Below are 24341 nucleotides of genomic sequence, written 5' to 3' on the forward strand. Positions count from 1 at the left end.
CGCGCTCATGGTCCTGTCCGCCCCTGCCGCTTTCGCGCAGGAAGCGCCGACGGCGCCTCCCACCGTATCCCCCACGATGCCGATGAGTCCGCCGGTCGCCGCACCGACCGTTCCGGCACCCGGCCCGGCCGCTTCCACGGCCCCCGTCGCCACGCCGCCCGCGCCGCAGCCGGTGATCCGCGTTCCCCTCGATATCGCGCCGCCCGACGAGGCGGACACGCCCAAGGCCGAACCGAAGGCGGCAGCCGCAGCGGCCCCGACACAGGCGCAGCGTGCCCCGGCACGGCCGCGCGCGGCCGTGCCCGCTCGGGCCGCCGCCGCGCCGGCGCCCGTCGAAACGGCTCCCGCCGAAACAGCCGAAGCGGCGCCAGCCACCGAGATGACGGCGGCCGCTCCGCTTGTCGCAGCCCCCGCGACCGTTGCGCCGCCGGCCGAGACCATGGCCGAACCAGTTGCGCAGCGCGCGACGGGCAATGACGCCTTTCCCTGGGAGATCGTCGGCGGCGCCGCGGCCTTGCTGGTGATCGGCGGCGCCGGCCTCGCCTTCGCACGCCGCCGCCGCACGGCGGATGAGGAAGAAGCGTTCGACACCGTCTTCATCGACGATACCCGTGCAATCGATCCGGTCCCGGCGGTTCCCGCACCCTCGCCGACGCCGCCGAGCGCGCCCGCCTTTGCGGCAACCCCTGCTGCCGGCATGGGGCGTCACGAAGCGATGGCGATGGCCGGCCCTACCCCGGACAACCCCTTCGTCACGCTCCACAAACGCCTCGTGCGCGCGCGCTTCCTCGATCGACAGGACCGCGCCCGCTACGACGCCATGCTCGCGGGCCAGAAGGACCTGCGCCGCAAGCCGGTGAGCGCGTGGGAGGTTTCGCAGCGCCCCGCCCCGGCCCCGGTGGCCGAGCAGGAGGTACGCCGGCCGGCGCCGGGTCGTCTCGGCGAGACGCGCCGTCCCGGCCTGACCCGCGGCTGACCAACAGAAAAAGGGCGGCGCCATACGGCACCGCCCTTTTTCTTTAGCGGAAGCGGCGGGACAGGCCCGCCGCGACCCGCACGACCGATTACTTGAGTTCGACGGTCGCGCCGGCAGCTTCCAGCTTCTTCTTGATTTCTTCGGCTTCCGCCTTGTTGGCGCCTTCCTTGACGGCCTTCGGCGCGCCTTCGACGAGCGCCTTGGCTTCACCCAGGCCCAGGCCGGTGATCGCGCGGACTTCCTTGATGACGTTGATCTTCTGACCACCGTCGCCCGTCAGGATGACGTCGAATTCGGTCTGCTCTTCGGCAGCCGGAGCGGCGCCACCAGCGGCGGGAGCGGCAACCGCAACCGCGGCGGCGGCCGAAACGTCCCACTTCTCTTCGAGCAGCTTCGAAAGCTCGGCGGCTTCCAGAACGGTCAGCGCCGACAGGTCTTCAACGATCTTGGCAAGATCAGCCATGTTCATTCTCCATATGGGACCGGGAAAACCCGGTGAATTGTTGCAGATAGATAATCAGGTAAAAGACTTATGCCGCTTCCTTGGCACCATAGGCGCCAAACACCCGCGCAAGCTGACCCGCCGGGGCTGCCGCGATCTGGGCAACCTTGGTGGCCGGGGCCTGAACCAGGCCGACCAGCGTGGCGCGCAGTTGGTCGAGCGATGGCAGCGCCGCCAGCGCCTTCACGCCTTCCACGTCGAGGATCACGTCCCCCATGCCGCCGCCAACGATCTCGAGCTTGTCGTTGGTCTTGGCAAATTCCACCGCGACCTTCGCAGCAGCCACCGGGTCGGCGGATGAAGCAATGGCCGTGGGGCCGGTCAGCAGATCGCCGATACCGGTATAGGGCGTGCCGTCGAGCGCGATACGGGCGAGGCGGTTCTTCGAGACCTTGAAGCTCGCGCCGGCGTCACGCATCTGCTGGCGAAGCACCGTCGACTGGGCGACGGTGAGGCCCAGGTTGCGAACAATCACAACCGAGGCTGCATTCGACAGCGTGGCGTTCAGCGCGGATACGGCTTCGGCCTTTTGAGCACGATCCATGCCTTGTTTCTCCACTCATGCCCGAAAGCCCGCGCACCGGAATGCGCGCGCCGCCGGGCGGCTGACACACGCACGGACAGACACGGGACGCATCCCGCCGATCCGCGCGCAACGATGTCCGATGGGGTCGGTCAAGCCGCGAACGCCGGGCGGGGCCAGGCGGGCGACCGATAAAGACTGTTCCCCGTCTAGGCTGGAAATTAAGCGGGGCAAATCCCCCGCACCAACGGTCTCGGACGGAATTGCCGGGGCCAGGGCCCTGACAACACGGGGGCGCTCATAGCGGCGCGACGCGCAAAGTCAAGGCGTGGGGGGGCATTAGGATGTCGTGCGCCTACCTGATCTCCCCTCCCCGCCTGCGGGAGGGGAGTCAGATCTCAGCGGCCGCATTCAAAATGACCCGGCGCCACATGAAACTCATCATTCGCCCTTGCCAAAATCTATTTAAGATATATCTTAGAAACATCTTGAAACACATAAAGGAAAGATATCATGCATTTTCATCGACATAAGGACGGCTGCGGCAAACGGCACGGCATGCATCGCGGCGGACGCGGCTTCGGCCATGGGTTCGGTCCGGGCTTCGGCGGCCGGCGCGGCCATGACGACGGCGCGCGCGGTCCGCGTCGCCGCATGTTCGACAGCGGCGAACTGCGGCTCGTGCTGTTGAAGCTGATCGCCGACGAACCGCGCCACGGTTACGACTTGATCCGCCGGATCGAGGAACTGACCGGCGGCACCTATGCGCCGAGCCCGGGCGTCGTCTATCCCACCCTTACCCTGCTCGACGACATGGGGCAGATCGAGGCGCAGCAGAGCGAAGGCGCGAAGAAGCTGTTCGCGATCACCGCCGCCGGCGAAGAGGAACTGGCGGCGAACCGCGAGCTCGTCGAAGCGCTGATCGCGCGCCTTGCCGCGATCGGCGAGGAGCAGCAGCGCACCGACAGCGCGTCGGTCCGCCGCGCGATGGGCAACCTGCGCGCGGTGCTCGTCAACCGGCTGCGTTCGCGCGACCTCGACGAGGCGACGGTGCACCAGGTCGTCGCGCTGATCGACGAGGCGGCGCAGAAGATCGAGCGGCTGTGACGGAGGAAGCGATGAGCGCCGCCACCGCCACGGTGCCGACCGGCCACGCCAGCCGATACCTCCAGCAGTTATGCAAGCATTGGCAGCATAATCTGGCGGTCGAGTTCACCCCCGATCGCGGAACGGTCGTGTTCCCGCGCGATGTGCGCGGGGCCGACTGGCCCGGCGACGCGCGCGTCACCTTCGACGCCACCGCCGCCGCGCTGACCGTCCGCATCGACGCCAGCAGCGCCGAGCATCTCGAAGCGCTGAAAGAGGTGGTCGCCCGCCACCTCGACCGCTTCGCCTTTCGCGAGGCGCCGCTGGCCTTCGACTGGCGCGCGCCCGAAGATCAGGGTTTCAGGCCGAACCGCGCGTAATCGCGTTCGAGCGCGGGGGACAGCTGGCGGGCAACCGCCAGGTCGGCCGCCGCTCGCTCGCCATGGCCCAGCCGCTTGTTGACGATCGCACGCAGCAGGCGGCTGGAGGCGAGCGCCGGAATTTGCGACAGCGCCGCATCGAGGTCGCGCAGCGCATCCTCGTCGCGGCCGAGCCGCATCCACACGAGCGCGCGGCTGTCGAGGATGTTCGCCGTGCTCTCGCTCAGCTCGATCGCCGAGGTGCAGTCCTTGAGCGCAGTGTCGATCGCGACGTTGCGCGTCGCCTTCACCCAGCAGCGCGCGTTGAGCAGCGCCGGCGAGCCCGGCTTCTCCCCGATCAGCGCGTCGAACGCGTCGATGGCGGCCTGCGCTTCACCGAACTCGCCGACCATCGCCGCCTTGGCGAAGCGGAAATCGTCGCGCGCCTTGCCGCCCAGCGCGATACGCTCGTCGAGCAGCCGCGCCGCCCGGTCGACATCGCCCTGCGCGGCGACCAGCCACGCCAGCGACGATATCGCGGACGCCGACGATGGGTCGAGCTTGCGCGCCTCCTCAGCGTCGGCGATCGCGCCCGTGCTGTTGCCCAGCTCCTTGCGGACCGCCGACCGCTCCAGATAGGCATCGACCGAAGGAAGCAGCGCGATCTGCCGCGTGAGCATCGCCTCGGCCGCCTTGAAATCGCCGATGCCGCGCTGGAACGACGTGGCGCTGGTCAGCGCGGTGATATTCTCCTCGTCCGCCTTGGCGGCATTGGCCGCATAGATCGCCTTGATCGCGTCGAGCTGCGACGTCGAAGCCGCCCCGGCGAGGTTCCAGCGACGGCGCGCGTCCTCGGGCGCGATCATCCGCGGCGCCTGCCCCAGCATCGTCGCGACCCGGTCGCGCTCTCCCGCGACCTGCGCCGCCGGAATCTCGATGCCGGAGGTCGCCAGCGTCTCGTCGACGGTGACGATGCCGTCGGCCAGCGTCACCGATCGCTGCACCTCATATCCGCCATAGCGGCCGTCGAGCGCCCCTTCGCCTTCGATCCGATACCCGCGCCCACCGTCGGGCAGACGGATGCGAAGGCGGTAACGGGCGCGATCGGGACCCGGCGTCGCCACGGGAATCTCGGCCCAGGCGGCGCGCGCGCGGTCGGGCGCGAACGCCACGATATCGGGAATGCGCGCCAGCCAGCGCTCGGTGCGCTTGTCGACGCGATCCCAGGCGCTGCCGAACACGCCGCGGGCGCGGATCGAGACGCTGCCGTCCTCGACCGCCGGCGTTACGGTCACATCTTCGAACTGGGCTTCGCCGACATATTCCTGCAGCAGGCGCTGGGTCAGGTCGCGGCTCTCCTTCGCGCCGAGTTGCGACGAGGCCAGCGTGAGCAGGCTCGCAAGCTGGCCGCGCAGCGTCATGTCGACCGTCATCACCGACGGCAGGTCAACGCTGGTACTTTCGTCGGCGTCGAGGGCGAGATCGACGATCGGCCGCGCCGGCGGGCGCGCGTCGATCCGCTCCAGTTCCGCGCCGGCCGCCCGCACCGGCAGCACATGACCGAAAGGCGGCGGGTCGCCGAGGTCGGGCAGCCTGGTGCCGAGCGCCGTGCCGTCCAGCCACAGCGCCCTACCCCCGACATGCGCCCGCACGAGGATATGGTTGAACGCGAGCACGCTCGGAATCCGCGAAGGGATCGCGTCGCCGAGCTGGGCATGCGCCATCACCGGCTCCGCGTCGATCTCCATCGCGTGCAGCATGGCGAGCAACAGCAGGGTCTTGGCCTTGCAGTCGCCATAGCGCGCATCCCACGTTTTCGCGGGGGTCTGCGGTACATAATTGCCACCGTCCATGCCGACCGCCAGATAGCGGACCTTGTCCTGCACCAGTTGCAGCGCCATCGCCGTCCGGCGCAGCGGATCGTCGGTCGCCGCCATGATCCGTTCCACCTCGGCCGCGATCGGGCTGCCGTCGGCGATCGTCCCCTCGGTCGCATAGAGCGGCGCCATCACCTTCGACACATCGTCCCAGCCGGTAAAGGTCGAGGCCTCGACCATCGGCGGCCGGCGATAGCGGATCGGCGCATCGTCGGGCATCTCGGGCTGCTTCGCCAGCGGCAGCGCGATCGGCAACTCCATGAAATCGCCGTTGCGCCGCGGCGCGGCGTCGACGCCGCCGGTCAGCGCCTGCCACTTGAGCGGCTCGTCCTTGCGCCACGACAGGCGATAGGACGCCGACGCGACGCGAACCGGTTCGGCGAGCAGCGGGACGGCGAGCTGGCTGCGCCCGCCGAGCGCCGCATCCTTGCTCGTCGTCGACATGCGCAGCCGCAGCGTGTCGCCGACGCGCAGCCCCTCGACCGCCAGCGCCGCCGACAGGATGCCGGTCAGTTCGCGCTGCTCGAGCGCCTGTTCGCGGCGCAGCACGGTGAATTTCTGCCCGTTGGCGAGCGCGTCGATCTCTGTCCCGTCGCGGAGGATGACGAGCTGGTGGATGATCAGGTCGCCCTTGTCGGGCGACCAGGGCAGCACGATGTTGCTGCTTTGCGACAGTTCCTCGGGCGTGCCGATCTTCACCGCCGTGTCGCTGAATGCCCAGACCGTGGGCCCGTCGACGCGCTGCTGGATGTCGAGGACAAGCAACCCGTTCGGCGCGCTCGCCATATCGGGCAGCTTGACGGGCGTCACCCACTCGGGCGCCGGCCGGTAAAGCGGTTCCTCGCCCGCCGATGCCGCGCCCGCCGGCAGCGCCGCCGCCGCCACGACCAGCATCCGCCCCCAACACCGCATCATTACCTCCCCCCGTGTGGATACCATGCCCTCGACCGCATGGGCGCCCCGCCCGATGCGGCCGGACCGACCTCAGCCTGCTGTCGCCGCCAGCGCGCGCTTGCGCGCATAGAGGAAATAGACGGCGAGACCCGCCGCATTCCACACGCAGAACCAGATCTGCGTATTCACCGGCAGGCTGAAGAAGAGATAGACGCAGCCGAGCATCGCGACGATGCCGACCACCCACGGCATCGGCGCGCGGAAGGTGCGCGGCGCATCGGGCGCGCGGCGGCGCATGATGAGCATGCACAGCGAGACGGCGGTGAAAGCGGCGAGCGTCCCCGCGTTGGCGAGCGCGGCCAGTTCGCCGAGCGGGATGAAGCCCGCCAGCACCGCGACGACGAGCGCAGTGAAGATGGTGATGCGCACCGGCGTCCCGCGTCCCGACAGCTTCGCCAGCCCTTCGGGAAGCAGGCCGTCGCGCGCCATGGTGAAGAAGATGCGGCTCTGGCCATAGAAAAAGGCCAGGATCACCGTCGGCAGCGCGATCACCGCCGAAATAGCGAGATAATGCGCGGCGAGCGGCTGCCCGAGCTCGCGCAGGATCAGCGCCAGCGGTTCGGGGCTGTTCGCGAAGCGGCCATAGGCGACCGCACCCACCGCGGCGACGGCCACGGCGATATAGATGGCGACGCAGGCGATCATCGACCCGACGATCCCGATCTTCAGGTCGCGGTCGGGGTTCTTGGTCTCCTCGGCCGCCGTCGCGATGGCGTCGAAGCCGTAGAAGGCGAAGAAGATGATCGCCGCGGCCGCCATCACCCCGCGCTCGACGCCGTCGGGGCCCATGTGCTTGGCGAAGCCATAGGGGCTGAACGGCTCCAGGTTCGCGGCATCGAAGGCAGGCAGCGCGACCGCGACGAACACGGCGAGCGCCGCGATCTTGACGAGCACGAGGATCGCGTTGACCGTTGCGCTTTCGCGCGTGCCGTACAGCAGCATCCCGGCGACGAGGGCGATGATCGCGATCGCCGGCAGGTTGACGATGCCGCCCAGTTCGGGGCCCTGCATCAACGCCATCGGCATGCCCGCCCAGGATTGCAGCAGCGGCGCGGCATAGCCCGACCAGCCGACCGCGACCGCGCTGACCACCAGCGAATATTCGAGGATCAGGCTCCACCCGACGATCCAGGCGATCAATTCGCCGATCACGACATAGCTGTAGGTATAGGCGCTTCCCGATGCCGGGATCATCGTCGCCATCTCGGCATAGGCGAGCGCGGCGCAGGCGCAGATGATGCCCGCGACAGCAAAGGACAGGATCACCGCCGGTCCGGCCTTGTCGGCGCCGACCCCGATCAGCGTCAATATGCCCGTGCCGACGATCGCCCCGACGCCCAGCGCCACCAGGTGCGGCCAGCTCAGCGTGCGCACCAGTTGATCGCCCCGCCCCTCCGTCTCGATTACTTTGCGGCGCAGCAGGCTGTCGGACATGCGTTGTTCCCCTCTCTGGTTTGCGGTCTTGTGGAGCGGCGGCGCGGCGAAGGCAAGCGCCGCTTCACCGCGCCTGGCGATCGATCGCCGCGGCGCGCAGCGTCAGCGCGGCGGCAAGTCCGATCGCGGCGCCATAGGCGAGCACGCCCCACTGGATGACCGCGACCGCGCCCAGGATCGCGCCGCCGGTCAGCCCGGCCCACAGCGCCAGATGCGGCCACCAGCGCGCGTCGCCTTCGCCCCGCAGCCGGTTGGCGAGCTTGTAGCCGGTCTGGACGAGCGTGCCGGTCATATAGGTGACGCCGACCACCGCGCAGTCGCGCCCGCGGAACGCCGCGTTGACCACCCCCATGGCGAGCGTCAGGCACAGGACCGCGGGCCAGACCGCATCGACCGCGCGCAGCCCCGCGGCGGCGCACAGCAGCAGCGTCGCGCACGACAGCACCGCGGGCGTCCGAACGCGGCGATACTGTTCGGCGACGAGCGAACCGGCGACGACGCCGGCCACGAAGGTCGCGATCAGGCCGCCGGCGATCGCCGCGCCGCGCGTCCCCTCCGCGACCCCGACCGCGAAGCGCGTCGAGTTGCCCGTCATGAAGGAGACGAAGAAGCCGGCGGTCTCGACGAAGCCGATGGCGTCGACGAAGCCCGCCAGCGCCGCCACCCCGATTGCCAGTGTCTGATAAGCGCGGTCGAAGCGGATCATCGGCGCGTCAAAGCAAGGCCTCGATCGCCTCGGCCAGCCGGGCGTCGCGCTCCGACAGGCCGTTCGCGTCGTGCGTCGTCAGCAATATGTCGACGCGGTTGTAGACGTTCGACCATTCGGGATGATGATCCATCTTCTCCGCGACGATCGCGACGCTGGTCATGAAGCCGAATGCCTGCGCGAAATCGACGAACAGGAACCGCCGCACGATCGCATCGCGGTCGGGTTCATGCCGCCAGTCGGGAAAGCGGGCGAGCAGCGCGGCGCGCGCCGCATCGTCGAGTTTCTGGACCACCTGTTCTTCTCCCGCTGGTCAAGGCCGCGCGCCCGCCATAAGGAAGGGCGCGATGACCGACAAGACCGTCCTTTCCGACCTGCCCGCTGGCTGGACCGGCGGCGCGCCCGACGCCGACGCCTTTCATGCGATGGCGCAGGCGGCGCTGGCGACGCTGCCCGACGTTTTTCTGCAGCACATCCGCGACGTGGTGATCGCGATCGAGGAATTCGCCGACGATGCGACGCTCGCCTCGCTCGACATCGAGCATCCCTATGATCTGACCGGCCTGTACGAAGGCCGCCCGCTCACCGAACGCAGCATCGACCACAGCGGCGGCATGCCCGACCGCGTGACGCTCTATCGTATCCCGATCCTCGTCGAATGGATCGAGGGGGGCGAACGGCTCGACTGGCTGGTGCGCCATGTGCTGATCCACGAGATCGGCCATCATTTCGGCTTTTCAGACGACGATATGCACGCGCTGGAAGACATGGCGTGACAGACGCGCTGCTGCGCCTCGACGGCGTCGCCTGCATCCGCGGCGACCGGCTGCTGTTCGAGGGGCTGTCGCTGACGCTGGCACGCGGCGAGGCGCTGTGGCTGCGCGGTCCGAACGGCGCGGGCAAGTCCAGCCTGATCCGCCTCGCCGCCGGGCTGCTGCGCCCCGCCGCCGGAACCGTGGAGCGCCATGAACGCATCGCGCTGATCGATGAGGCGACGGCGCTCGACGCCGAACTGCCGCTGCGCCGCACGCTCGACGTCTGGGCGCGGATCGACGGCATCGACGGACCGATGGTGGCGCGCGCGATGGAGGCGATGGCGCTCGCCCCGCTCGCCGAAGTGCCGGTGGCGATGCTGTCGACCGGCCAGCGCAAGCGCGCCGCGATGGCGCGCGTGATCATGAGCGCGGCGCCGGTCTGGCTGCTCGACGAACCTGCGAACGGCATGGACGACACGGCGCGGGCGCGGCTCGTCGCGGCCATCGCCGCGCACCGCGCGAACGGCGGCGCGGTGCTGCTGGCGTCGCATTTCGCGCTTGGGATCGAAGGCATGGCGGAACTCGACTTGGGAGCGCTGGCATGATCCCCGATCAACCCCACCCCCGTTCCGTTCGCCCTGAGCTTGTCGAAGGGCCGTTCTTTCCTTTACCCTCGAAAGAAGGAAGAACGGTGCTTCGACAAGCTCAGCACAAGCGGATTTGGGGCGGCAATGCCACGGGAAAGGACCGATGACCGCCCTCCTCACCCTGTTCTGGCGCGACCTGCGCCGCGCGTGGGGCAGCGGCGCGCTGTGGCTGCCGGTGATCTTCTTCCTGCTCGTCGCGACCGCCTTTCCCTTCGCGGTCGGTCCCGATGCGCCGCTGCTCGCGCGCACCGGCGGCGGCATGGTCTGGGTCGCGGCGCTGCTCGCCGCGCTGCTCCCCATCGACCGCCTCGTCCGTCCCGACCGCGAGGCGGGCGTGCTCGACCAGCTTGCGGTGCGCGGCTTCGCCGACGAGATCATCGCTGCGATCAAGATCGCCGCCCACGCCATCGGCTTCGGCCTGCCGCTGCTGATCGCGCTGCTCCCCGCGGCGGCGCTGCTGGCGCAGGACGGCGCGCGCGTCGAGACACTGGCGACCGGCCTCGCCATCGCCATCCCCGCCCTCGCCTCGCTCGCGGTACTGAGCGCGGCGCTCACGGCGGGGCTGAAAGGCGGCAATGCGATCGGCGGCCTGCTGGTGCTGCCGCTGGCGGTGCCGCTGCTGATCTTCGGCGCCGGGATGCTCGACCCCGCCGGGCGCGGCGCCGTGAAACTGCTCGCCGCGTCGAGCTTGCTGCTGACGGTGATCGGCCCGTTTGCGGCAGGGGCGGCGCTGAGGGGGCTCCGGGAATAAGGGGAGGTCCAGAAGCGGGACCGGGCCTATCCTTCATCGTCATCCCGGATCAAATCCGGGATGACGAGAGGAAGATCGACATACGCATTTCCCAAAAGAAAAGGGCCGGAGTTTCCCCCGGCCCTTCCCCAAATCTTGGTGGTGCGGATCAGGCGCCGATTTCGGCGACGTCGATCTTCACGCCCGGACCCATCGACGACGACAGCGCGATCTTACGGACATATTTGCCCTTCGCGCCGGCCGGCTTCGCCTTGACGATCGCATCGACGAAGGCGTCGAAGTTCTGGCGCAGCTTGTCCTCGCCGAACGACAGCTTGCCGAGGCCGGCGTGGATGATCCCCGCCTTTTCGACGCGGAACTCGATCTGACCGCCCTTGGCCGCCTTCACGGCTTCGGCGACGTTCGGGGTGACGGTGCCCAGCTTCGGATTCGGCATCAGGCCCTTCGGACCCAGCGTCTTGCCGAGACGGCCGACGATGCCCATCATGTCCGGCGTCGCGATGACGCGGCCATAGTCGAGGTTACCCGCGAGCATGTCTTCCATCAGGTCCTCTGCCCCGACCTTGTCGGCGCCGGCGGCGAGCGCCTTTTCGGCATTGTCGCCGCGCGCGAAGACCGCGACCTTGACGTCCTTGCCGGTACCGGCGGGCAGCGTGACGACGCCGCGCACCATCTGGTCGGCGTGACGCGGGTCGACGCCCAGGTTCATCGCGATCTCGAGCGTTTCGTCGAACTTCGCCGAGGCGAGCTCGCGCACCGTCTTCAGCGCGTCATCGACGCTGTGCAGCTTCGTCGCGTCGACCTTGCCCTCGAGCGCCTTCTGCTTCTTGGTCAGCTTTGCCATCGGTTCAGCCCTCCGTCACTTCGAGGCCCATCGAGCGGGCGCTGCCTTCGATGATCTTCGTCGCCTGTTCAATGTCGTTGGCGTTCAGATCCTTCATCTTCAGCTCGGCGATCTCGGCGAGCTTCGAGCGGGCGATCTTGCCGGCGACGAGCTTGCCGGGTTCCTTCGAGCCCGACTTGAGGTTCGCGGCCTTCTTGATGAGGTAGGTCGCCGGGGGCGTCTTGGTGACGAAGGTGAAGCTCTTGTCGGCGAAGACGGTGATGATCGTCGGGGTCGGCTGACCCTTTTCGAGCCCGTCGGTCGCGGCGTTGAACGCCTTGCAGAACTCCATGATGTTGACGCCGCGCTGACCCAGCGCCGGCCCGAGCGGCGGCGAGGGGTTCGCGGTCCCCGCCGGAACCTGCAGCTTGATATAGCCGCTGATCTTCTTGGCCATGATGGCCTCCTTTCTTTCTGTCGGCGCGCCGCGGACGGCGAACCTCAAAATAAGCGGTCGAACGGAAGGGCATCACCCCTCCTCCCGCGCGGATTCGCGCCCGTATCTGACACGAAGCGGCGCGCTTAGGCGCAAATGCCGCCGAAAACAAGCCCGATCGTCACCCCTGCGGGCGGTAGCGAACCAGTCCTTCCTGCGCCGCGTGCGCGATCAGCGTGCCGTCCTGACGATAGATCGCCCCGCGGCACAGCCCACGGTCACCGCCCGTCCACGGACTGTCCATCACGAAGACGAACCATTCGTCGACCCGGATGTCGCCGTGGAACCACATCGCGTGGTCGAGGCTGGTCGACACCATCCCCGGCGTCCAGAAGCTCACGCCGTGCGGCAGCATCGCGGTGGACAACAGCCCCATGTCGGAGGCGAAAGCGAGGAAGCCGCGATGGACGAGCGGATCGTCACCGATCGGCGCGGCAACGCGAAACCACTGATAATGCTGCGTCGCCTGCGCCGAGGCAGGCGGACGATAGCTGCGGATCTCGAACGGCCGGCGCCGCGACATGTGGGCGAGGTGGCGTTCCGAGATGTCGGGATCGGCGGCGACGAAATCGGTGAAGTCCCAGCACTGCTCGGGCGGCAGCAGATCGGGCATCGGCACCTGGTGCGCCAGCCCCTCGGCGGGGAACTGGAAGGAGGCGGTCAGGTTGAAGATGACCCTGCCGTCCTGCCGCACGACGACGCGGCGGTTCGAGAAGCTGCGCCCGTCGAAATCGCGGTGGATGCGGAAATGCAGCGGCTTCGTCTCATCGCCGCCGCGCAGGAAATAGGCGTGGAGCGAATGGATCTGCTTGCCCGTTTCGACCGTGCGCGCCGCCGCGACCATCGCCTGCGCGATCACCTGCCCGCCGAAGATGCGGTCGCGCGCGGTGGTGGGCAGTGCCGGAAAGGTGAACTCGTCCTCGACCCCAGGAACGGGATCGAGGTCGAACAGGCGCATGACGGCACCGACGACCGTCTCGGCCGAAACGCCGGCGTTGATCTCGCGCGCGCGGGCGATGCGCGCCTGAAGCTCGGAAGGAGAGAGGGATGTCACGGTCATGCCCCTTTTCGTCATCCCGGCGAAAGCCGGGATCGCTTGCGTTGCCGCAATCGCCAACGGCCCCGGCCTCGGCCGGGACGACGCTTACTTCATCCGTTCGACCTGCTCGAAATCGAGCTCGACCGGGGTCGCGCGGCCAAAGATCGACACGCTGACCTTGACCCGCGCCTTGTCGAAATCGAGCTCCTCGACGACGCCGTTGAAGCTCGCGAACGGGCCTTCGAGCACCTTGACCTGATCGCCGATCTCGTAATCGACGCGCACCTCGGTCTTGGGCCGCGCCGCGGCTTCTTCCTTGCTGTTCAGGATGCGCGCCGCCTCGGCCTCGCTGATCGGCTGCGGCTTGCCCGACGAGCCGAGGAAGCCGGTGACCTTCGGCGTGTTCTTGACGAGGTGATAGACGTCGTCGGTCATCGTCAGCTTGGCGAGCACATAGCCGGGAAAGAATTTGCGCTCGGCCTGCACCTTCTTGCCGCGTTTCACCTCGGTGACGGTCTCGACGGGCACCTCGACCGCCTCGACGAAATCGCCGAGCCCCATGCGCTCGGCTTCCGCGAGCACCGAATCGCGGACCTTGTTCTCAAAGCCCGAATAGGCGTGAATGATGTACCAGCGCGCCATGATGCGTGTCCTGTCCCCGAAATCCGAAAAAGCGCGGCTCAGCGCGCGAGCGACGTCAGCCAGCTAACGATGAACTGAAAAACTGAATCGATGCCCAGAAAGAAGAAGCACAGGATCACCGTCATGATCAGCACCATGATCGTCGTCCGCACCGTCTCGCTGCCGGTCGGCCACACGATCTTGCGGGCTTCGGCGCGCACCTGATTGAGGAATTCGGCCGGGCTGTTCTTGGCCATGTCGATCGTCCTGTCCTTCAAATTCCGTGGTCCGGGTCAGATGGGTTGCCGCCCGCTACGCGTCAAGCGCGCTTTCGGGCACCACTCCGCCCACCCTCCCCGACAGGTCGGCGAAAGGCGGATGGAAAACGGCGCATCTGTCCGAATGGGCGGCCTTTACCCGCGCGCCCCGTCCTTGGCAAGTGTGCCCGTGACCGCCGAAGATTACGGCCGGCCCGTCGGACAAAATACACAATCCCTAATAATATATTAATAAATATTTTTCAGGAACAATATATATCGACTGAACTGCCTTAATATTCTATGGTTTCTCCGTAAACGCATAGGTCCCCAAGCGCTCTTTCGGGTCGCCATGAAGAGGAAAAGCCTATGACCATGTCTCGCGCTCCCACGCCGCGGCCTGCGGATGCGAGTGCCCCCATCGAGGACCGCCGCGGCGGAAATCGTCATTGTACCGTGTTCCGCATCGCGAAGATCGCGCGCGAAGGCGACGCGGGCTTGTGGCGCGTGCGCAATATCTCCGACAGCGGCATGATGCTGGCGACCGGCGTCGCCGTGGAAACTGGCGAGCGGCTGGAAATCGCGCTATCCGAAGAGGTGGTGCTGACCGGCGAGGTCGTCTGGGCGCGCGAGGGGCGCTGCGGCGTCGCCTTCGACGCGCCCGTCAATGCGCTCGACATCCTGCGCCAGCTGGCCGCAGAGCGGCAGTCGGGCGAATATCGCCCGCCGCGCCTGCCCGTCCAGGGCCGCGCGCTCGCGGTGACCGACGATGGCGAGTTTCCGGTCGAGATCGAGAATCTGTCACAGAACGGCGCCGGCATCATCCACGACGGCCGGCTCGAAGCCGGCACCGAACTGACGCTGGCGCTGGGCGAGGACGTCCGCCGGCGCGGCATCGTCCGCTGGTCGCGCAAGAATCGCGCCGGCATCTGGTTCGCCTCGCCGCTCGGCGGCGCCGACCTCGAAAGCATCCGCCGCTTCGAATCCTGAAGCGCCTACCGCCTGGCCGGACCATAGGGGCCAGGCGCCTTCGCTTTCCACGTCACCAACGCCTTCAGACGGGGGACGCCAGCTTCATCAGCAGCAGGCCGCAGACGATCAGCACCGCGGCCGCAATCCGCATCGCGCTCATCGCCTCGCCGAGCACGACAACGCCAACCACGAACGCGCCGACGGCACCGATTCCCGTCCAGATCATATAGGCGGTTCCCAGCGGCAGCGCCTTCATCGACAACGACAGCAGGCCGAAACTGGCCGTCATCGCGACCAGCGTGACGAGCGACGGACCCAATCGGGTGAAACCGTCGGATTGCTTCATCGAAAAAGCCCAGACGATTTCGAGTATGCCGGCAATCGCAAGATAGACCCAGGCCATGGGGCAGCCTCCTTCAACAGGCTGCCGGGCCGTCCCGGACATGAAACCCGCACGGGGCGGGCGAGGACGTGGCCTCTTTGGCGGCCTGGCAGGGGCAGCAGGATTCGAACCCGCGACCCTCGGTTTTGGAGACCGATGCTCTACCAGCTGAGCTATACCCCTAGGCCGGACAGCGCCCTTAGCCGCAACGGGCAGGAGTGCGCAAGGGGATTGCGAGTGCAGGTTGCGCATCCCATTTGAAACGGCTGCCCCTCCCGCAGGTGGGCGGGCAATGAGGCTTACTGATTAGCCGCAGCGAGATGCGCAAAAGCGCAACGCCGCCGGCCCACCCCCGGCCCTTCCTGCCTGCGGGATGGGGAAAATGATAATCGCGTGCAATTGCCCGAGGGCGCGGCCATGCCGATGCATAGCTTGCAAAGCACCCCCGGGCTGATATGCGCGGACCCGCATGACCGCCGCCCACCCCTTCGACGTTCCGCAGCATTATCTCGGCGGCATCGCGCTCCGCCTTCTCGCCATGCTCAGCCTGTCGCTGATGTTCGTGCTGGTGAAGCTGATCGACGCGGCGGGCATCCATATCGTCGAAAGCCTGTTCTGGCGGCAGGCGATCGTCCTGCCGATGCTCGTCGCCTGGGCGATGACGCACGGCGGGCTGTCGCTCTATCGCACCAGCCGGCTGGGCACCCACGCCCGCCGCGCGATGATGGGGCTGACGGGGATGGCGCTCAATTTCGGGGGCATGATCTTCCTGCCGATGGCGGAGGCGACGACGATCAACCTGTCGGTGCCGATCTTCGCGGTGATCTTTGCCGCGATCTTCCTGGGCGAACGCACCGGCTGGCAGCGGGGAAGCGCGGTGATCATCGGCTTCCTCGGCGTCCTCGTCGTGCTCAACCCGACCACCGTCGTGTCGAGCGGCTTTGCCGGCGAGCATGGCATGGGCACGCTGATCGCGCTGGCGGGCGCGATCATGACCGCGCTCATCACGATCCAGGTCCGCGACCTAGCGCGCACCGAAAGCCCGATGGCGATCGTCTTCTGGTTCAGCCTGATCTCGCTGGTGCCGCTGGGGCTCGCCCTGCCCTTCGTGATGACCGCGCACAGCCCCGCCGAATGGGCGCTGCTCGCGGGGCTCGGCGTGCTCGGCGCGGTGGTGCAGATGGCGCTGACCGGCGCGTTGCGGCTCGCCCCCGTCGCGGTGGTGATGCCGATGGATTATTCGAGCCTGCTCTGGTCGATCGCCTGCGGCTGGTATTTCTTCGGTACGCTGCCCGCCGACACGACCTGGGTCGGCGCACCGCTGATCATCGCGAGCGGCCTGTTCATCGCCTGGCGCGAGCATCGCCTCCATATCGAGCGGCAGAAGGATATCACCGCATGACGCGACCGATCCTCTATCACTGCGCCGACGCGCGGTCACTGCGCTGCCTGTGGGCGGCCGAGGAAGCGGGGATGGCCATCGATCTTCGCCTGCTGCCCTTCCCGCCGCGCGCCTTCGCGCCCGACTATCGCGCGGTGAACCCGCTGATGACGGTGCCGGGCTGGGTCGAGGACGGGCGGCTGATGACCTAATCGGCCGCGATCTGCGAGCGCATCGCCGAAGGCACGCCGCTGGAGGTGCGCCGCGAAGAGGGGGATTACTGGGCGTGGCGCAACTGGCTGCACCGCAGCGACGCGACGCTGACCTTTCCGCTTGCGATTATGATCCGCTACACGCGCGTCGAGCCGCCCGAGCGGCGGCTGGCGCAGGCAGTCGCCGACTACAAGGCCTTCTTCGGAGGGCGCGCGCGGAGCATCGAGGCGGCGCTGTCCGACGGCCGCGACTGGCTGGTCGCCGGACGTTTCACCATCGCCGACATCGCGATCGGCTATGCCGCCTTCCTCGCCACCACGCTGGGCGCCGACGACGTGCTGGGCGAAGCGACGACCGCCTGGCTCGCACGCTGCACGGCGCGCGACGGGTTCCGGCGCGCACGCGAACGCCAGAAGGGGTAAGCGCGTCCGTCGCGGGGGGCGATCGGGCGTCATCCTGCGCTTATCCAATTCGTCATTGCGAGCGGAGCGAAGCAATCCAGAGCGGTTTGCGCACACTCTGGATTGCCGCGTCGCTTCGCTCCTCGCGGGTGACGATTTCAACTCATGTTATCATGCTCTAAATCTGAACCGTTTGCCCTGAGCTTGTCGAAGGGCCGTTCTTTCTTTCCATCCATGCAGAGAAGGACGGTGCTTCGACAAGCTCAGCACGAACGGATGAAAGAGCGGTTCAGATTTAACGCCCGCTGCCCTAATGCATATGCTTCAGCTTGTCGGGGTTGCGCATCACATAGATGGCAACGACCTTCCCCGCCTCGACCTCCAGCGCCGTGGTCTGATATTCGCCGTCGGCTTCGCGGGTGACGAAGCCGGGCAATCCGTTGATCGTCCCGACATGGACCAGCGTCGAGGCATGTTTGGCGAACAGCACGGCGAGGCTGCGATGCACCCGCATCACATGCACGAAGCCGAGCACCGGCACCATCGCCGCGGGACGCTTGCCGCCGCCGTCGGACCACAGCCCGACATCCGCCGCAAGCAGCGTGCCCAACGCCTCCATGTCGCCGCCGCGCGACGCGGCGAAGAAGGCGTTGGCGATCGCGAGCCCCTGCTCGCTTTCGAGCCTGTAGCGCGGGCGCGCCTCGCGGACGTGCCTGCGCGCCCGCGCGGCGAGCTGGCGCGTCGCGGCGGCGTCGCGGCCGATCGTCGCCGCGACCTCGTCGAAGCCGACGCCAAAGACGTCGTGCAGCAGGAAGGCCGCGCGTTCGAGGGGGGAGAGCCGTTCGAGCGCGAGCATCAGCGGCAGCGTGACATCGTCGTCGGCCGCTTCCTCGACGAGCGGATCGGGCAGCCACGGTCCGATATAGGTCTCGCGCTGGCGCCGCGCCGACTTAAGCTGGTCGAGGCACAGCCGCGTCACGGTGCGGCGCAGCCACGCCGCCGGCGCCTCGACCGCCGCGCGGTCGGTGCCGAGCCAGCGGAGGAAGGCATCCTGCACCACATCCTCGGCATCGGCGACCGAACCGAGCATGCGATAGGCGACGCGGGTCAGCAGCGGCCGCAGCGGGTCGAAACTTGCTGCCGCATCCGCCGCCGCCACACCGGAGATGCCCGCGTCCGGCATCAGGCGGCCTTTACGGCCTTGCCGCCTTCGTACCACAGGCCGAAACCGACGACGAGGCGGTTCCAGCCGTTGATGACGTTGATCATCAGGGTCAGCTTCACCTGTTCCTCGGGCGTGAAATGCGCCTCCAGCGCCTCCCGCGCGGGTTCGTGCGCATGGTCCTGCGACAGGCGGGTCAGGGCATCGGTCCACGCGAGCGCGGCGCGTTCACGGTCGGTGTAGACCGGCGCCTCCCGCCATGCCGCGAGCAGATAGAGGCGCTGCTCGCTTTCGCCCTTCTCGCGCGCTTCCGCCGTATGCATGTTGATGCAGCTCGCGCAGCCATTGACGATCGACGAGCGGATCTTCACCAGTTCGATCAGGCTCGGCTCGAGGCTGTCCTGCGTCGCAAGCGACAGGCTCATCCATTGCTTCATCAGGGCCGGGGCGGCGGCAAAGGGGTCGGTCACAGAGGTCATCGCATGTCTCCTTGGCTTGAACATACGAACATGACGAGCGACGCGCGGGCATTGTGACATGCCGGCGGAAAATAATCGCATTCGCACCGTCATGGTCCCCCTCCCGGTAAAGCCGCTCCCCGGCGAAAGCCCGGGTCCATGTTCGGTCGCGCTGCGCCACGTGGCCTGGCAAGCTCAAGGTCGTCTTCGAGGCTGCGCGCGCGGCGCTATGCAACGGGCCGCGCTTGACCTAACACATGCCATCGACAGCGAAGGAGGGATTTGGTCATGAAATTTCTCGATGGTTACGCCGAACAGGCCTATGCGCTGCTGCGCATCGTCGCGGGGCTGATGTTCCTCGCGCACGGGGTGCAGAAATTCTTCAATTTTCCGACGGCCTTCCCGATGCCACTCAACCCGATGCTGAGCGCGGCGGGAGCGATCGAACTGGTCGCGGGCGGGCTGATCGTCATCGGCCTGTTCACGCGCCCCGCCGCCTTCGTCGCCAGCGGCATGGCGGCGGTCGGATACTGGATGGTCCACGGCAGCAAGGATATCTTCCCGATCGTCAACGGCGGCGAGACGATCGCGCTCTATTGCTTCCTCTTCCTGTTCGTCGCGACCCGCGGCGCGGGCATCTGGAGCGTCGACGCGGCGCGCGGATAACCGAGCCGGCAAAGATCGGGGGCAGCCCTTGCGGGCCGCCCCCAGTTGCGGGCTTCACATGCGTGAAGGGAGAGATCAAAGCGTCTTCGTGTTGGTCTCGATCAGCTTCTTCGCCTCGGCGATCGCCTTGGCGGTGGTCAGCTTCCTTTCCTGAACCTCGTCGGCGATCTCGAGCAGGCGGCCGCTGACGACGGTGCCGGTATCGGCCTGTTCCTTGATGGCGATGCCGCCTTTCTCACGCGCGACCCGGTCCCATTCGGCGCGCACGGCGGCCCAGTAATCCCTGGTCGCGGCCCAATAATCGTCGGCCGCCTTCACATCGTAATCGTCATATTTGATATAGGTGTTGAGGACATATTCCTGGACGATCGGGACGAGCTTGCCGCCCTTGATCCCCATCTTCGTATTATCCTGCCAGTGGATCCAGCCATCAGGCGACAGTTGGTGGCGGTTGATCGAGTAATAGCGGTCATAGGCGGGATTGCGGACCGCGTCGCGGCGCGCGAGCGGGCGCCACGTCCAGTTGGAGCGCCAGCGGCGGATGCCGGCCTGCGTCTCCAACTGGCCCCAGCCGCCATAGCGCGGGCTGTCGTCGACCTGCCACACCGTCTGCGACCAGCGGCCGGTGCGCATCTTCTCGGGAACATCCTCCCATTGCCAGCGGTTGCGGTCGGCATAGACGAGCACCCGCGCCGGTTCATATTCCCAATCCTGCCGCCAATGCTTGATGACGAAGGTCTTGTCGTTGTCGTCGGTGATGACGAGCATGTGCTGGAGCACGATCCGGCGCCCCGTGTCCTCGATCACCCGGACGACCTCGTTGCCCCCCGACCGCTTCGGTTCCAGCACCTCGTAGGTGGGGTCCCAGCGCGTCGATTCCTGCATGTTGAAGCCGACGTGATAATTGCCCGCCATCGCCAGGATGTCGGCCCGGTCGCGCTCGAAATTCGCGGCGGCTTCCTCGGCCGCGATCGGCGGATGCGCCGAAGCGGCGACGGGCAGCACGGCGGCGAGGATCAGCGCGGCGGCGAACGGGCGAAATCGGGTCATGGTGCAGTCTTCTTCCGGTTTGACGATCAGAAACGATAGCTCAGCGACACGCTCGCGTTGCGGCCGGGCTGGGTATAGGCATCGGCGCTGGCGGGCGCGACGAAGGTCGGCGGCGTCCCCGGCGGCGATCCCGCCGGCGGCGGAACCGCGGTCATCGCCAGGCTGCGCACATCGCTCCACCAGCTGTATTTCCTGTCGAGGATGTTGAAGATGCCGCCGCGCAGCGTCAGCCCGTCGGTGATCCGCACGAAGGCGGTCGCGTCAAGGATGGTGAAATCGTCGGGGCGGAAACATTCGGTGGAACAGACACCCGCGGCGCGCGATGCTTCCTTGCGGGCGCTGTGCGTCATGATGATCTGGCCGCCGAAGCGCCCCTGCCCCGGCTCGCGCCAGCCGACGCCGGCGACGAGCTTGAGCGGATCGACGCTCGACAGCGGCGAGCGGGCGCCAGACGGGTCGATCACGTCGCCCTTGGCATAGGATAGGGCGAGCGTCGTATATAGGCCGGACGACGCCCGCCCCTCGAACCGCGCCTCGGCCCCCTTGACCCTGACGCGATCGAGATTGACGAACTGGAATATGGTCGGGTCGGCCGCGGTGCCGCTGCCCCCCACATCTTCCTGACTGATGAAATCCTTGTAGCGCGCCGAAAAGGCGGTGACGTCGAGGCTGACATGGTCGCTTGAGAAACGCACGCCGCCTTCGAAGCTCTCGCTGCGCTCGGGTCCCAGGTCGGGGTTCGGCGCCGAGGTGTAGCCGAAAGCCAGATTCTCGAAGAACTGGTTCACTTCGCCCGGCTCCGGTGCCTTGAAGCCGGTCGCATAGTTGGCGAACAGCCGCACCTCGTCGGTGATCTTCCACACCGCCCCGAACTTGGGCGACAGGCGCGATCCGTCCTGCCCGGCGCCGGTGAAGCCCGGAAGCAACGGGTCGTTGCGCGGCGACAGGTCGTACCAGTCGAAGCGCAACGCCGGATAGAGTATCAGCCGTCCGTCGGCGATCGAAATCTCGTCGCCGACGAACAGGCCCGCGCGCGTGAAGTCGGTGGTCGGAAAGGCACGGGTCGGAAAGACCTCGCCCATCGGCGGGACGGTCCCGTCGCGCACGCCGCGCTGACGCGTCTTGCTGATGTCGCCGCCGAACACCAGCCGGTGCGTGATCGCACCGGTGGCAAAGTCGGCGCGGGCGTCGGCCGATGCGCCGAACACGCGGTTTTCGAAGGTGTTCAGGCGTTCGCGGTCGACCGCCGGGGTGCGATCCTCGTCGGTGAACTGCCGATCCTCGCCGTCCTGCCAATAGAGGGCGACCCGCGCGAAATCGATCGCACCCTCGCCCTGCCAGCTCCAGTCGAGCGACACGCGCTTGCGCTGCCCCGTGTCGCGCGCCTCGAGCAGCTCGACCGTCGGGCTGAGCCCGGTCAGCCCCTCGGTGAACAGGCGCGTGTCGAGATATTCGCCGGTCAGCCGCAGCTTGTGGCCGTTCGCGGGATCATAGACGATGCGGCCGAGCAGCGCGTCGGAGCGGCCGTCCTGCGGATTGGGTTCGGTGCGCGCCGTGCCGGTGCCGCCGACCGTCCCCTTGTTGTCGAGTTCCTTGTAGTCGCGCCGCGTATAGGCCGCCATCGCCGACCAGTCGCCGCTACGCCCGGCGAGGATCAGCGTTTCGCTGAACTCCTCGTCGGCGCTGCTGTAGGCGGCGCGAGCGAGGCCGCCGACGCTCTTGCCACCATCCAGGAAATCGGCCGGATCGGCGGTGATGAAGCTGACCGCGCCGGCGAGGCCGTCGCTGCCGTAGAGCGCCGACGAGGGGCCGCGCAATATCTCGACCGACTTGACGAGGCCCAGGTCGACATAGTCGCCGCGCCCCGCCGCCTGCGCGCCGAAACTGAAGCCGTCGGGAACGCGGACGCCGTCGACCTGGATCAGGACGCGGTTGCCGCCGATGCCGCGGATGTTGAAGCTGTCGTTGCCCGAGCGCCCCGTAGCGCTGAGCGCCGCGTTGAACCGCGCGGGCTGGCGCTGGACGCTGACGCCGGGTTCGAAGCGGACGAGGTCGCGGATGTCGGTGACGAGTTCGTCGGCCATCTGCTCGTCGGTCTTGACGGTGACGGTGGCCGGAACATCCTCCGCCTTCGTCGCGATGCGCGTTGCAGTGACGACGATATGATTCTTGCGCGCGAGCCAATAGGCGCCGTCATTGTCCTGCGCGACCGCGGGCGCCGCCGTGACGGCGAGCGCGAGACCGAGCGCCGCGCCGGCGGCGAGACGGGCAGCGGATGACGGGCGGTGGCTGATCAATTCTCTTCCCCTGAATGATTGCGATTGATTCGCAATAGCGTTGCCCTAGAGGCGGCCGATCACAGGGTCAAGAATGATATTGAGAATCGTTTGCGTAATATTGTGGGGAGCAGGCGGAAAGACCCGCGGCCGTCTCCGCGGTTCGGGGCGATCTGAAAGGACTTTCCTAAAATATCGCGGCGTGCCAGCCTTCGCATGGCTCTTTCGCTTTTCGGATATGCGCGGCTTTCGTTGAAAGCCATGCGGCAGGCCGCGCCGCCATGCCGAGAAAGGGAGCAAGCTCGCCAAGGCAGCGAGGACGAATTCCGCAATCATTGAAAAGACGAATCGCCTTTGCGTGAAAATCCACGTGCTCCCGCGAAGGAGGGAGCCCAGAGCGGCGAAACGGCTGCGCCGGTGTCAGAATGCCCCCCCGCCTGCGCGGGGACACCCAGCCGCGAGCACCGGAAGACCGTCAGAGCGGAATGCTGATCGGCCCTAAGCCCCCGGTCCCTCATAGGCCTCGACGATCCGCCCGACGATCGGGTGGCGGACGACGTCGGCGGCGGTGAAGCGGCTGACGTTGATCCCCTCGATCCCTTCGAGCCGCGCGACCGCGTCGGCCAGCCCGGACGTCGCGGGTGCGGGCAGGTCGACCTGCTTGGGGTCGCCGCAAATCACCATGCGGCTGTTCATGCCGAAGCGCGTCAGGAACATCTTCATCTGCGGGATGGTGGTGTTCTGCGCCTCGTCGAGGATGATGAAGGCGTCGGCGAGCGTGCGGCCGCGCATGAAGGCGAGCGGCGCGATCTCGATCTCGCCGCTCGCGATCCGGCGCTCGACCTGCTCGGCGGGCAGGCAGTCGTGGAGCGCGTCGTAGAGCGGGCGCAGATAGGGATCGACCTTTTCCTTCATGTCGCCGGGCAGGAAGCCGAGCTTCTCGCCCGCCTCGACCGCGGGGCGCGACAGGATCAGGCGCTGGACGCTGCCGGTGATGAGCTGCGCGACCGCCTGCGCGACCGCGAGATAGGTCTTGCCGGTGCCCGCCGGACCAAGCGCGAAGATCACGTCGTCGCGCGCCAGCGCCTGCATATAGGGGACCTGCGACGGCGCGCGCGGGACGATCGTCTTCTTGCGCGTGCGGATCATCACCGCCGGCGCCTCCGCCGCTTCGTGGCGGATGATGCCGTCGAGCGTCGGCTGCGCGGTCATCGCGATCACCGCGTCGACCAGCCCGACGTCGATCTCCTCGCCACGCTCGATCCGGCCATAGAGTTCAGTGAGCACGTCGCGCGCCCGCGCCGCGGCCTCGGCCTCCCCCTCGATCTGCACCCGGTTGCCGCGCGCCGAGATATAGACGCCGAGCCGGTTCTCGATCGCGACGAGATTGCGGTCGAACTCGCCGAAGAGGATGCCCAACAATTGTGTCCGCTCGAACTCCGCCGTCAATCGGACGCGGTCGCCGGGTTCGGCGGGCGTTGCGGCGGTCAGCGGGCGTTTGGACACGTGGGCAGGACTCCTTGGTTTAATGCGACTTGTGTCCCCGCGAAGGCGGGGACCCGGCGAAGAAACGC

Annotated in this window: 28 protein-coding genes and 1 tRNA gene; 11 read left to right on the top strand and 18 right to left on the bottom strand. The window is 67.6% G+C overall.

Features of this window, described 5'->3' with window-relative positions; translation table 11 throughout:
* Positions 1-7: 7 nt before the first annotated feature.
* Positions 8-976, top strand: a complete 969-nt coding sequence (locus AC2S9W_RS18115) for a hypothetical protein (RefSeq protein WP_486571386.1) — start codon at positions 8-10, stop codon at positions 974-976.
* A gap of 88 nt (positions 977-1064) precedes the next feature.
* On the opposite strand, the gene rplL is transcribed toward AC2S9W_RS18115, so the two are convergent.
* Together rplL and rplJ are read right to left on the bottom strand one after the other, a co-directional pair.
* Positions 1065-1439, bottom strand: coding sequence for a 50S ribosomal protein L7/L12 (gene rplL, locus AC2S9W_RS18120; RefSeq protein WP_486571387.1), 375 nt, complete (start codon positions 1437-1439; stop codon positions 1065-1067).
* Between the two features lie 67 nt (positions 1440-1506).
* On the bottom strand, positions 1507-2022 hold the full coding sequence (rplJ, locus tag AC2S9W_RS18125) for a 50S ribosomal protein L10 (protein ID WP_076076256.1): 516 nt from the start codon (positions 2020-2022) through the stop codon (positions 1507-1509).
* A 492-nt stretch (positions 2023-2514) separates the two neighbouring features.
* Here rplJ and AC2S9W_RS18130 point away from each other — a divergent pair, with 492 nt between their 5' ends.
* Both AC2S9W_RS18130 and AC2S9W_RS18135 read left to right on the top strand, forming a co-directional pair.
* Positions 2515-3108 (top strand): PadR family transcriptional regulator, encoded by a 594-nt coding sequence (locus AC2S9W_RS18130; RefSeq protein ID WP_420894022.1) that lies wholly within the window; start codon positions 2515-2517, stop codon positions 3106-3108.
* A gap of 11 nt (positions 3109-3119) precedes the next feature.
* Positions 3120-3467 (top strand): DUF2218 domain-containing protein, encoded by a 348-nt coding sequence (locus AC2S9W_RS18135; RefSeq protein ID WP_286749985.1) that lies wholly within the window; start codon positions 3120-3122, stop codon positions 3465-3467.
* Here AC2S9W_RS18135 and AC2S9W_RS18140 read toward each other — a convergent pair.
* The 4 genes from AC2S9W_RS18140 to AC2S9W_RS18155 form a co-directional block, all read right to left on the bottom strand.
* Positions 3440-6235 carry a DUF3857 domain-containing protein gene (locus AC2S9W_RS18140; protein WP_486571388.1) on the bottom strand — a complete coding sequence of 932 codons (2796 nt, stop codon included), beginning with the start codon at positions 6233-6235 and terminating at the stop codon, positions 3440-3442. The genes AC2S9W_RS18135 and AC2S9W_RS18140 overlap by 28 nt on opposite strands.
* Positions 6236-6307: 72 nt before the next feature.
* Positions 6308-7711, bottom strand: a complete 1404-nt coding sequence (locus AC2S9W_RS18145) for an amino acid permease (protein ID WP_076076264.1) — start codon at positions 7709-7711, stop codon at positions 6308-6310.
* A 64-nt stretch (positions 7712-7775) separates the two neighbouring features.
* Positions 7776-8417, bottom strand: a complete 642-nt coding sequence (locus AC2S9W_RS18150) for a YoaK family protein (protein WP_486571389.1) — start codon at positions 8415-8417, stop codon at positions 7776-7778.
* A 7-nt stretch (positions 8418-8424) separates the two neighbouring features.
* Positions 8425-8712: a 4a-hydroxytetrahydrobiopterin dehydratase gene (locus tag AC2S9W_RS18155; protein ID WP_076076270.1), complete on the bottom strand. Its 288-nt coding sequence runs from the start codon at positions 8710-8712 to the stop codon at positions 8425-8427.
* Positions 8713-8764: 52 nt separating this feature from the next.
* Here AC2S9W_RS18155 and AC2S9W_RS18160 point away from each other — a divergent pair, with 52 nt between their 5' ends.
* The 3 genes from AC2S9W_RS18160 (at position 8765) to AC2S9W_RS18170 (ending at position 10570) form a co-directional block, all read left to right on the top strand.
* Entirely contained in the window at positions 8765-9193 is a 429-nt protein-coding gene (locus tag AC2S9W_RS18160) for a metallopeptidase family protein (RefSeq protein WP_067109316.1), read from the top strand.
* Positions 9190-9777, top strand: coding sequence for a heme ABC exporter ATP-binding protein CcmA (gene ccmA / locus AC2S9W_RS18165; RefSeq protein ID WP_076076272.1), 588 nt, complete (start codon positions 9190-9192; stop codon positions 9775-9777). The genes AC2S9W_RS18160 and ccmA overlap by 4 nt, the downstream gene beginning before the upstream one ends.
* A 145-nt stretch (positions 9778-9922) precedes the next feature.
* Positions 9923-10570 (top strand): heme exporter protein CcmB, encoded by a 648-nt coding sequence (locus AC2S9W_RS18170; RefSeq protein ID WP_076076275.1) that lies wholly within the window; start codon positions 9923-9925, stop codon positions 10568-10570.
* A 148-nt stretch (positions 10571-10718) separates the two neighbouring features.
* Here AC2S9W_RS18170 and rplA read toward each other — a convergent pair whose 3' ends face one another.
* The 5 genes from rplA to secE form a co-directional block, all read right to left on the bottom strand.
* Positions 10719-11414, bottom strand: a complete 696-nt coding sequence (gene rplA / locus AC2S9W_RS18175) for a 50S ribosomal protein L1 (RefSeq protein WP_067109326.1) — start codon at positions 11412-11414, stop codon at positions 10719-10721.
* Between the two features lie 4 nt (positions 11415-11418).
* Positions 11419-11850, bottom strand: coding sequence for a 50S ribosomal protein L11 (gene rplK, locus AC2S9W_RS18180; protein ID WP_067109329.1), 432 nt, complete (start codon positions 11848-11850; stop codon positions 11419-11421).
* Between the two features lie 160 nt (positions 11851-12010).
* A complete protein-coding gene (locus tag AC2S9W_RS18185) occupies positions 12011-12949 on the bottom strand; it encodes an acyl-CoA thioesterase (RefSeq protein WP_104959780.1) in 939 nt (312 codons plus the stop codon).
* An 84-nt stretch (positions 12950-13033) separates the two neighbouring features.
* On the bottom strand, positions 13034-13570 hold the full coding sequence (gene nusG / locus AC2S9W_RS18190) for a transcription termination/antitermination protein NusG (RefSeq protein ID WP_067109332.1): 537 nt from the start codon (positions 13568-13570) through the stop codon (positions 13034-13036).
* A gap of 38 nt (positions 13571-13608) precedes the next feature.
* Complete coding sequence (secE, locus tag AC2S9W_RS18195) at positions 13609-13806, bottom strand: preprotein translocase subunit SecE (RefSeq protein ID WP_067109334.1); 198 nt, start codon at positions 13804-13806, stop codon at positions 13609-13611.
* 369 nt (positions 13807-14175) lie between these two features.
* Here secE and AC2S9W_RS18200 point away from each other — a divergent pair, with 369 nt between their 5' ends.
* Positions 14176-14796, top strand: coding sequence for a PilZ domain-containing protein (locus AC2S9W_RS18200; protein ID WP_076076277.1), 621 nt, complete (start codon positions 14176-14178; stop codon positions 14794-14796).
* Between the two features lie 64 nt (positions 14797-14860).
* Here the strand turns inward: AC2S9W_RS18200 and AC2S9W_RS18205 are convergent, their stop codons facing one another.
* Together AC2S9W_RS18205 and AC2S9W_RS18210 are read right to left on the bottom strand one after the other, a co-directional pair.
* Positions 14861-15181: a DMT family transporter gene (locus tag AC2S9W_RS18205; protein WP_067109341.1), complete on the bottom strand. Its 321-nt coding sequence runs from the start codon at positions 15179-15181 to the stop codon at positions 14861-14863.
* Positions 15182-15267: 86 nt separating this feature from the next.
* A tRNA-Trp gene (locus AC2S9W_RS18210) sits at positions 15268-15343 on the bottom strand.
* 286 nt (positions 15344-15629) lie between these two features.
* Between AC2S9W_RS18210 and AC2S9W_RS18215 the strand changes: the two genes are divergently transcribed.
* The 3 genes from AC2S9W_RS18215 to AC2S9W_RS18225 are packed head-to-tail and all read left to right on the top strand — an operon-like array spanning position 15630 to position 17176.
* Positions 15630-16562, top strand: a complete 933-nt coding sequence (locus AC2S9W_RS18215) for a DMT family transporter (RefSeq protein ID WP_076076280.1) — start codon at positions 15630-15632, stop codon at positions 16560-16562.
* Positions 16559-16753 carry a thioredoxin domain-containing protein gene (locus tag AC2S9W_RS18220; RefSeq protein WP_486571390.1) on the top strand — a complete coding sequence of 65 codons (195 nt, stop codon included), beginning with the start codon at positions 16559-16561 and terminating at the stop codon, positions 16751-16753. The genes AC2S9W_RS18215 and AC2S9W_RS18220 overlap by 4 nt, the downstream gene beginning before the upstream one ends.
* Positions 16754-16798: 45 nt before the next feature.
* Complete coding sequence (locus tag AC2S9W_RS18225) at positions 16799-17176, top strand: glutathione S-transferase family protein (RefSeq protein WP_486571391.1); 378 nt, start codon at positions 16799-16801, stop codon at positions 17174-17176.
* Between the two features lie 289 nt (positions 17177-17465).
* Here the strand turns inward: AC2S9W_RS18225 and AC2S9W_RS18230 are convergent, their stop codons facing one another.
* Positions 17466-18338 carry a sigma-70 family RNA polymerase sigma factor gene (locus tag AC2S9W_RS18230; RefSeq protein ID WP_486571392.1) on the bottom strand — a complete coding sequence of 291 codons (873 nt, stop codon included), beginning with the start codon at positions 18336-18338 and terminating at the stop codon, positions 17466-17468.
* Positions 18338-18796: a carboxymuconolactone decarboxylase family protein gene (locus AC2S9W_RS18235; RefSeq protein ID WP_076076282.1), complete on the bottom strand. Its 459-nt coding sequence runs from the start codon at positions 18794-18796 to the stop codon at positions 18338-18340. The genes AC2S9W_RS18230 and AC2S9W_RS18235 overlap by 1 nt, the downstream gene beginning before the upstream one ends.
* Positions 18797-19063: 267 nt before the next feature.
* Between AC2S9W_RS18235 and AC2S9W_RS18240 the strand changes: the two genes are divergently transcribed.
* Positions 19064-19441, top strand: coding sequence for a DoxX family protein (locus tag AC2S9W_RS18240; protein ID WP_067105386.1), 378 nt, complete (start codon positions 19064-19066; stop codon positions 19439-19441).
* 75 nt (positions 19442-19516) lie between these two features.
* On the opposite strand, the gene AC2S9W_RS18245 is transcribed toward AC2S9W_RS18240, so the two are convergent.
* The 3 genes from AC2S9W_RS18245 to AC2S9W_RS18255 form a co-directional block, all read right to left on the bottom strand.
* Positions 19517-20491: a DUF6607 family protein gene (locus AC2S9W_RS18245; protein WP_475282780.1), complete on the bottom strand. Its 975-nt coding sequence runs from the start codon at positions 20489-20491 to the stop codon at positions 19517-19519.
* Positions 20492-20517: 26 nt separating this feature from the next.
* The gene (locus AC2S9W_RS18250; RefSeq protein WP_234002452.1) at positions 20518-22788 is read right to left on the bottom strand and encodes a TonB-dependent hemoglobin/transferrin/lactoferrin family receptor; all 2271 of its coding nucleotides are present in this window, start codon (positions 22786-22788) and stop codon (positions 20518-20520) included.
* Between the two features lie 477 nt (positions 22789-23265).
* Positions 23266-24273, bottom strand: coding sequence for a PhoH family protein (locus AC2S9W_RS18255; protein WP_067105388.1), 1008 nt, complete (start codon positions 24271-24273; stop codon positions 23266-23268).
* Positions 24274-24341 lie beyond the last annotated feature (68 nt).

Source organism: Sphingopyxis sp. 550B, assembly GCF_057401805.1.

Bases quoted from the DNA above. Each gene is read 5' to 3' on its own strand.
- AC2S9W_RS18115 (WP_486571386.1), top strand. From the start codon at position 8: ATGGTCCTGTCCGCCCCTGCCGCTTTCGCGCAGGAAGCGCCGACGGCG.
- rplL (WP_486571387.1), bottom strand. From the start codon at position 1,439: ATGGCTGATCTTGCCAAGATCGTTGAAGACCTGTCGGCGCTGACCGTT.
- rplJ (WP_076076256.1), bottom strand. From the start codon at position 2,022: ATGGATCGTGCTCAAAAGGCCGAAGCCGTATCCGCGCTGAACGCCACG.
- AC2S9W_RS18130 (WP_420894022.1), top strand. From the start codon at position 2,515: ATGCATTTTCATCGACATAAGGACGGCTGCGGCAAACGGCACGGCATG.
- AC2S9W_RS18135 (WP_286749985.1), top strand. From the start codon at position 3,120: ATGAGCGCCGCCACCGCCACGGTGCCGACCGGCCACGCCAGCCGATAC.
- AC2S9W_RS18140 (WP_486571388.1), bottom strand. From the start codon at position 6,235: ATGCGGTGTTGGGGGCGGATGCTGGTCGTGGCGGCGGCGGCGCTGCCG.
- AC2S9W_RS18145 (WP_076076264.1), bottom strand. From the start codon at position 7,711: ATGTCCGACAGCCTGCTGCGCCGCAAAGTAATCGAGACGGAGGGGCGG.
- AC2S9W_RS18150 (WP_486571389.1), bottom strand. From the start codon at position 8,417: ATGATCCGCTTCGACCGCGCTTATCAGACACTGGCAATCGGGGTGGCG.
- AC2S9W_RS18160 (WP_067109316.1), top strand. From the start codon at position 8,765: ATGACCGACAAGACCGTCCTTTCCGACCTGCCCGCTGGCTGGACCGGC.
- AC2S9W_RS18170 (WP_076076275.1), top strand. From the start codon at position 9,923: ATGACCGCCCTCCTCACCCTGTTCTGGCGCGACCTGCGCCGCGCGTGG.
- rplA (WP_067109326.1), bottom strand. From the start codon at position 11,414: ATGGCAAAGCTGACCAAGAAGCAGAAGGCGCTCGAGGGCAAGGTCGAC.
- rplK (WP_067109329.1), bottom strand. From the start codon at position 11,850: ATGGCCAAGAAGATCAGCGGCTATATCAAGCTGCAGGTTCCGGCGGGG.
- AC2S9W_RS18185 (WP_104959780.1), bottom strand. From the start codon at position 12,949: ATGACCGTGACATCCCTCTCTCCTTCCGAGCTTCAGGCGCGCATCGCC.
- nusG (WP_067109332.1), bottom strand. From the start codon at position 13,570: ATGGCGCGCTGGTACATCATTCACGCCTATTCGGGCTTTGAGAACAAG.
- secE (WP_067109334.1), bottom strand. From the start codon at position 13,806: ATGGCCAAGAACAGCCCGGCCGAATTCCTCAATCAGGTGCGCGCCGAA.
- AC2S9W_RS18200 (WP_076076277.1), top strand. From the start codon at position 14,176: ATGACCATGTCTCGCGCTCCCACGCCGCGGCCTGCGGATGCGAGTGCC.
- AC2S9W_RS18205 (WP_067109341.1), bottom strand. From the start codon at position 15,181: ATGGCCTGGGTCTATCTTGCGATTGCCGGCATACTCGAAATCGTCTGG.
- AC2S9W_RS18215 (WP_076076280.1), top strand. From the start codon at position 15,630: ATGACCGCCGCCCACCCCTTCGACGTTCCGCAGCATTATCTCGGCGGC.
- AC2S9W_RS18220 (WP_486571390.1), top strand. From the start codon at position 16,559: ATGACGCGACCGATCCTCTATCACTGCGCCGACGCGCGGTCACTGCGC.
- AC2S9W_RS18230 (WP_486571392.1), bottom strand. From the start codon at position 18,338: ATGCCGGACGCGGGCATCTCCGGTGTGGCGGCGGCGGATGCGGCAGCA.
- AC2S9W_RS18235 (WP_076076282.1), bottom strand. From the start codon at position 18,796: ATGACCTCTGTGACCGACCCCTTTGCCGCCGCCCCGGCCCTGATGAAG.
- AC2S9W_RS18240 (WP_067105386.1), top strand. From the start codon at position 19,064: ATGAAATTTCTCGATGGTTACGCCGAACAGGCCTATGCGCTGCTGCGC.
- AC2S9W_RS18245 (WP_475282780.1), bottom strand. From the start codon at position 20,491: ATGACCCGATTTCGCCCGTTCGCCGCCGCGCTGATCCTCGCCGCCGTG.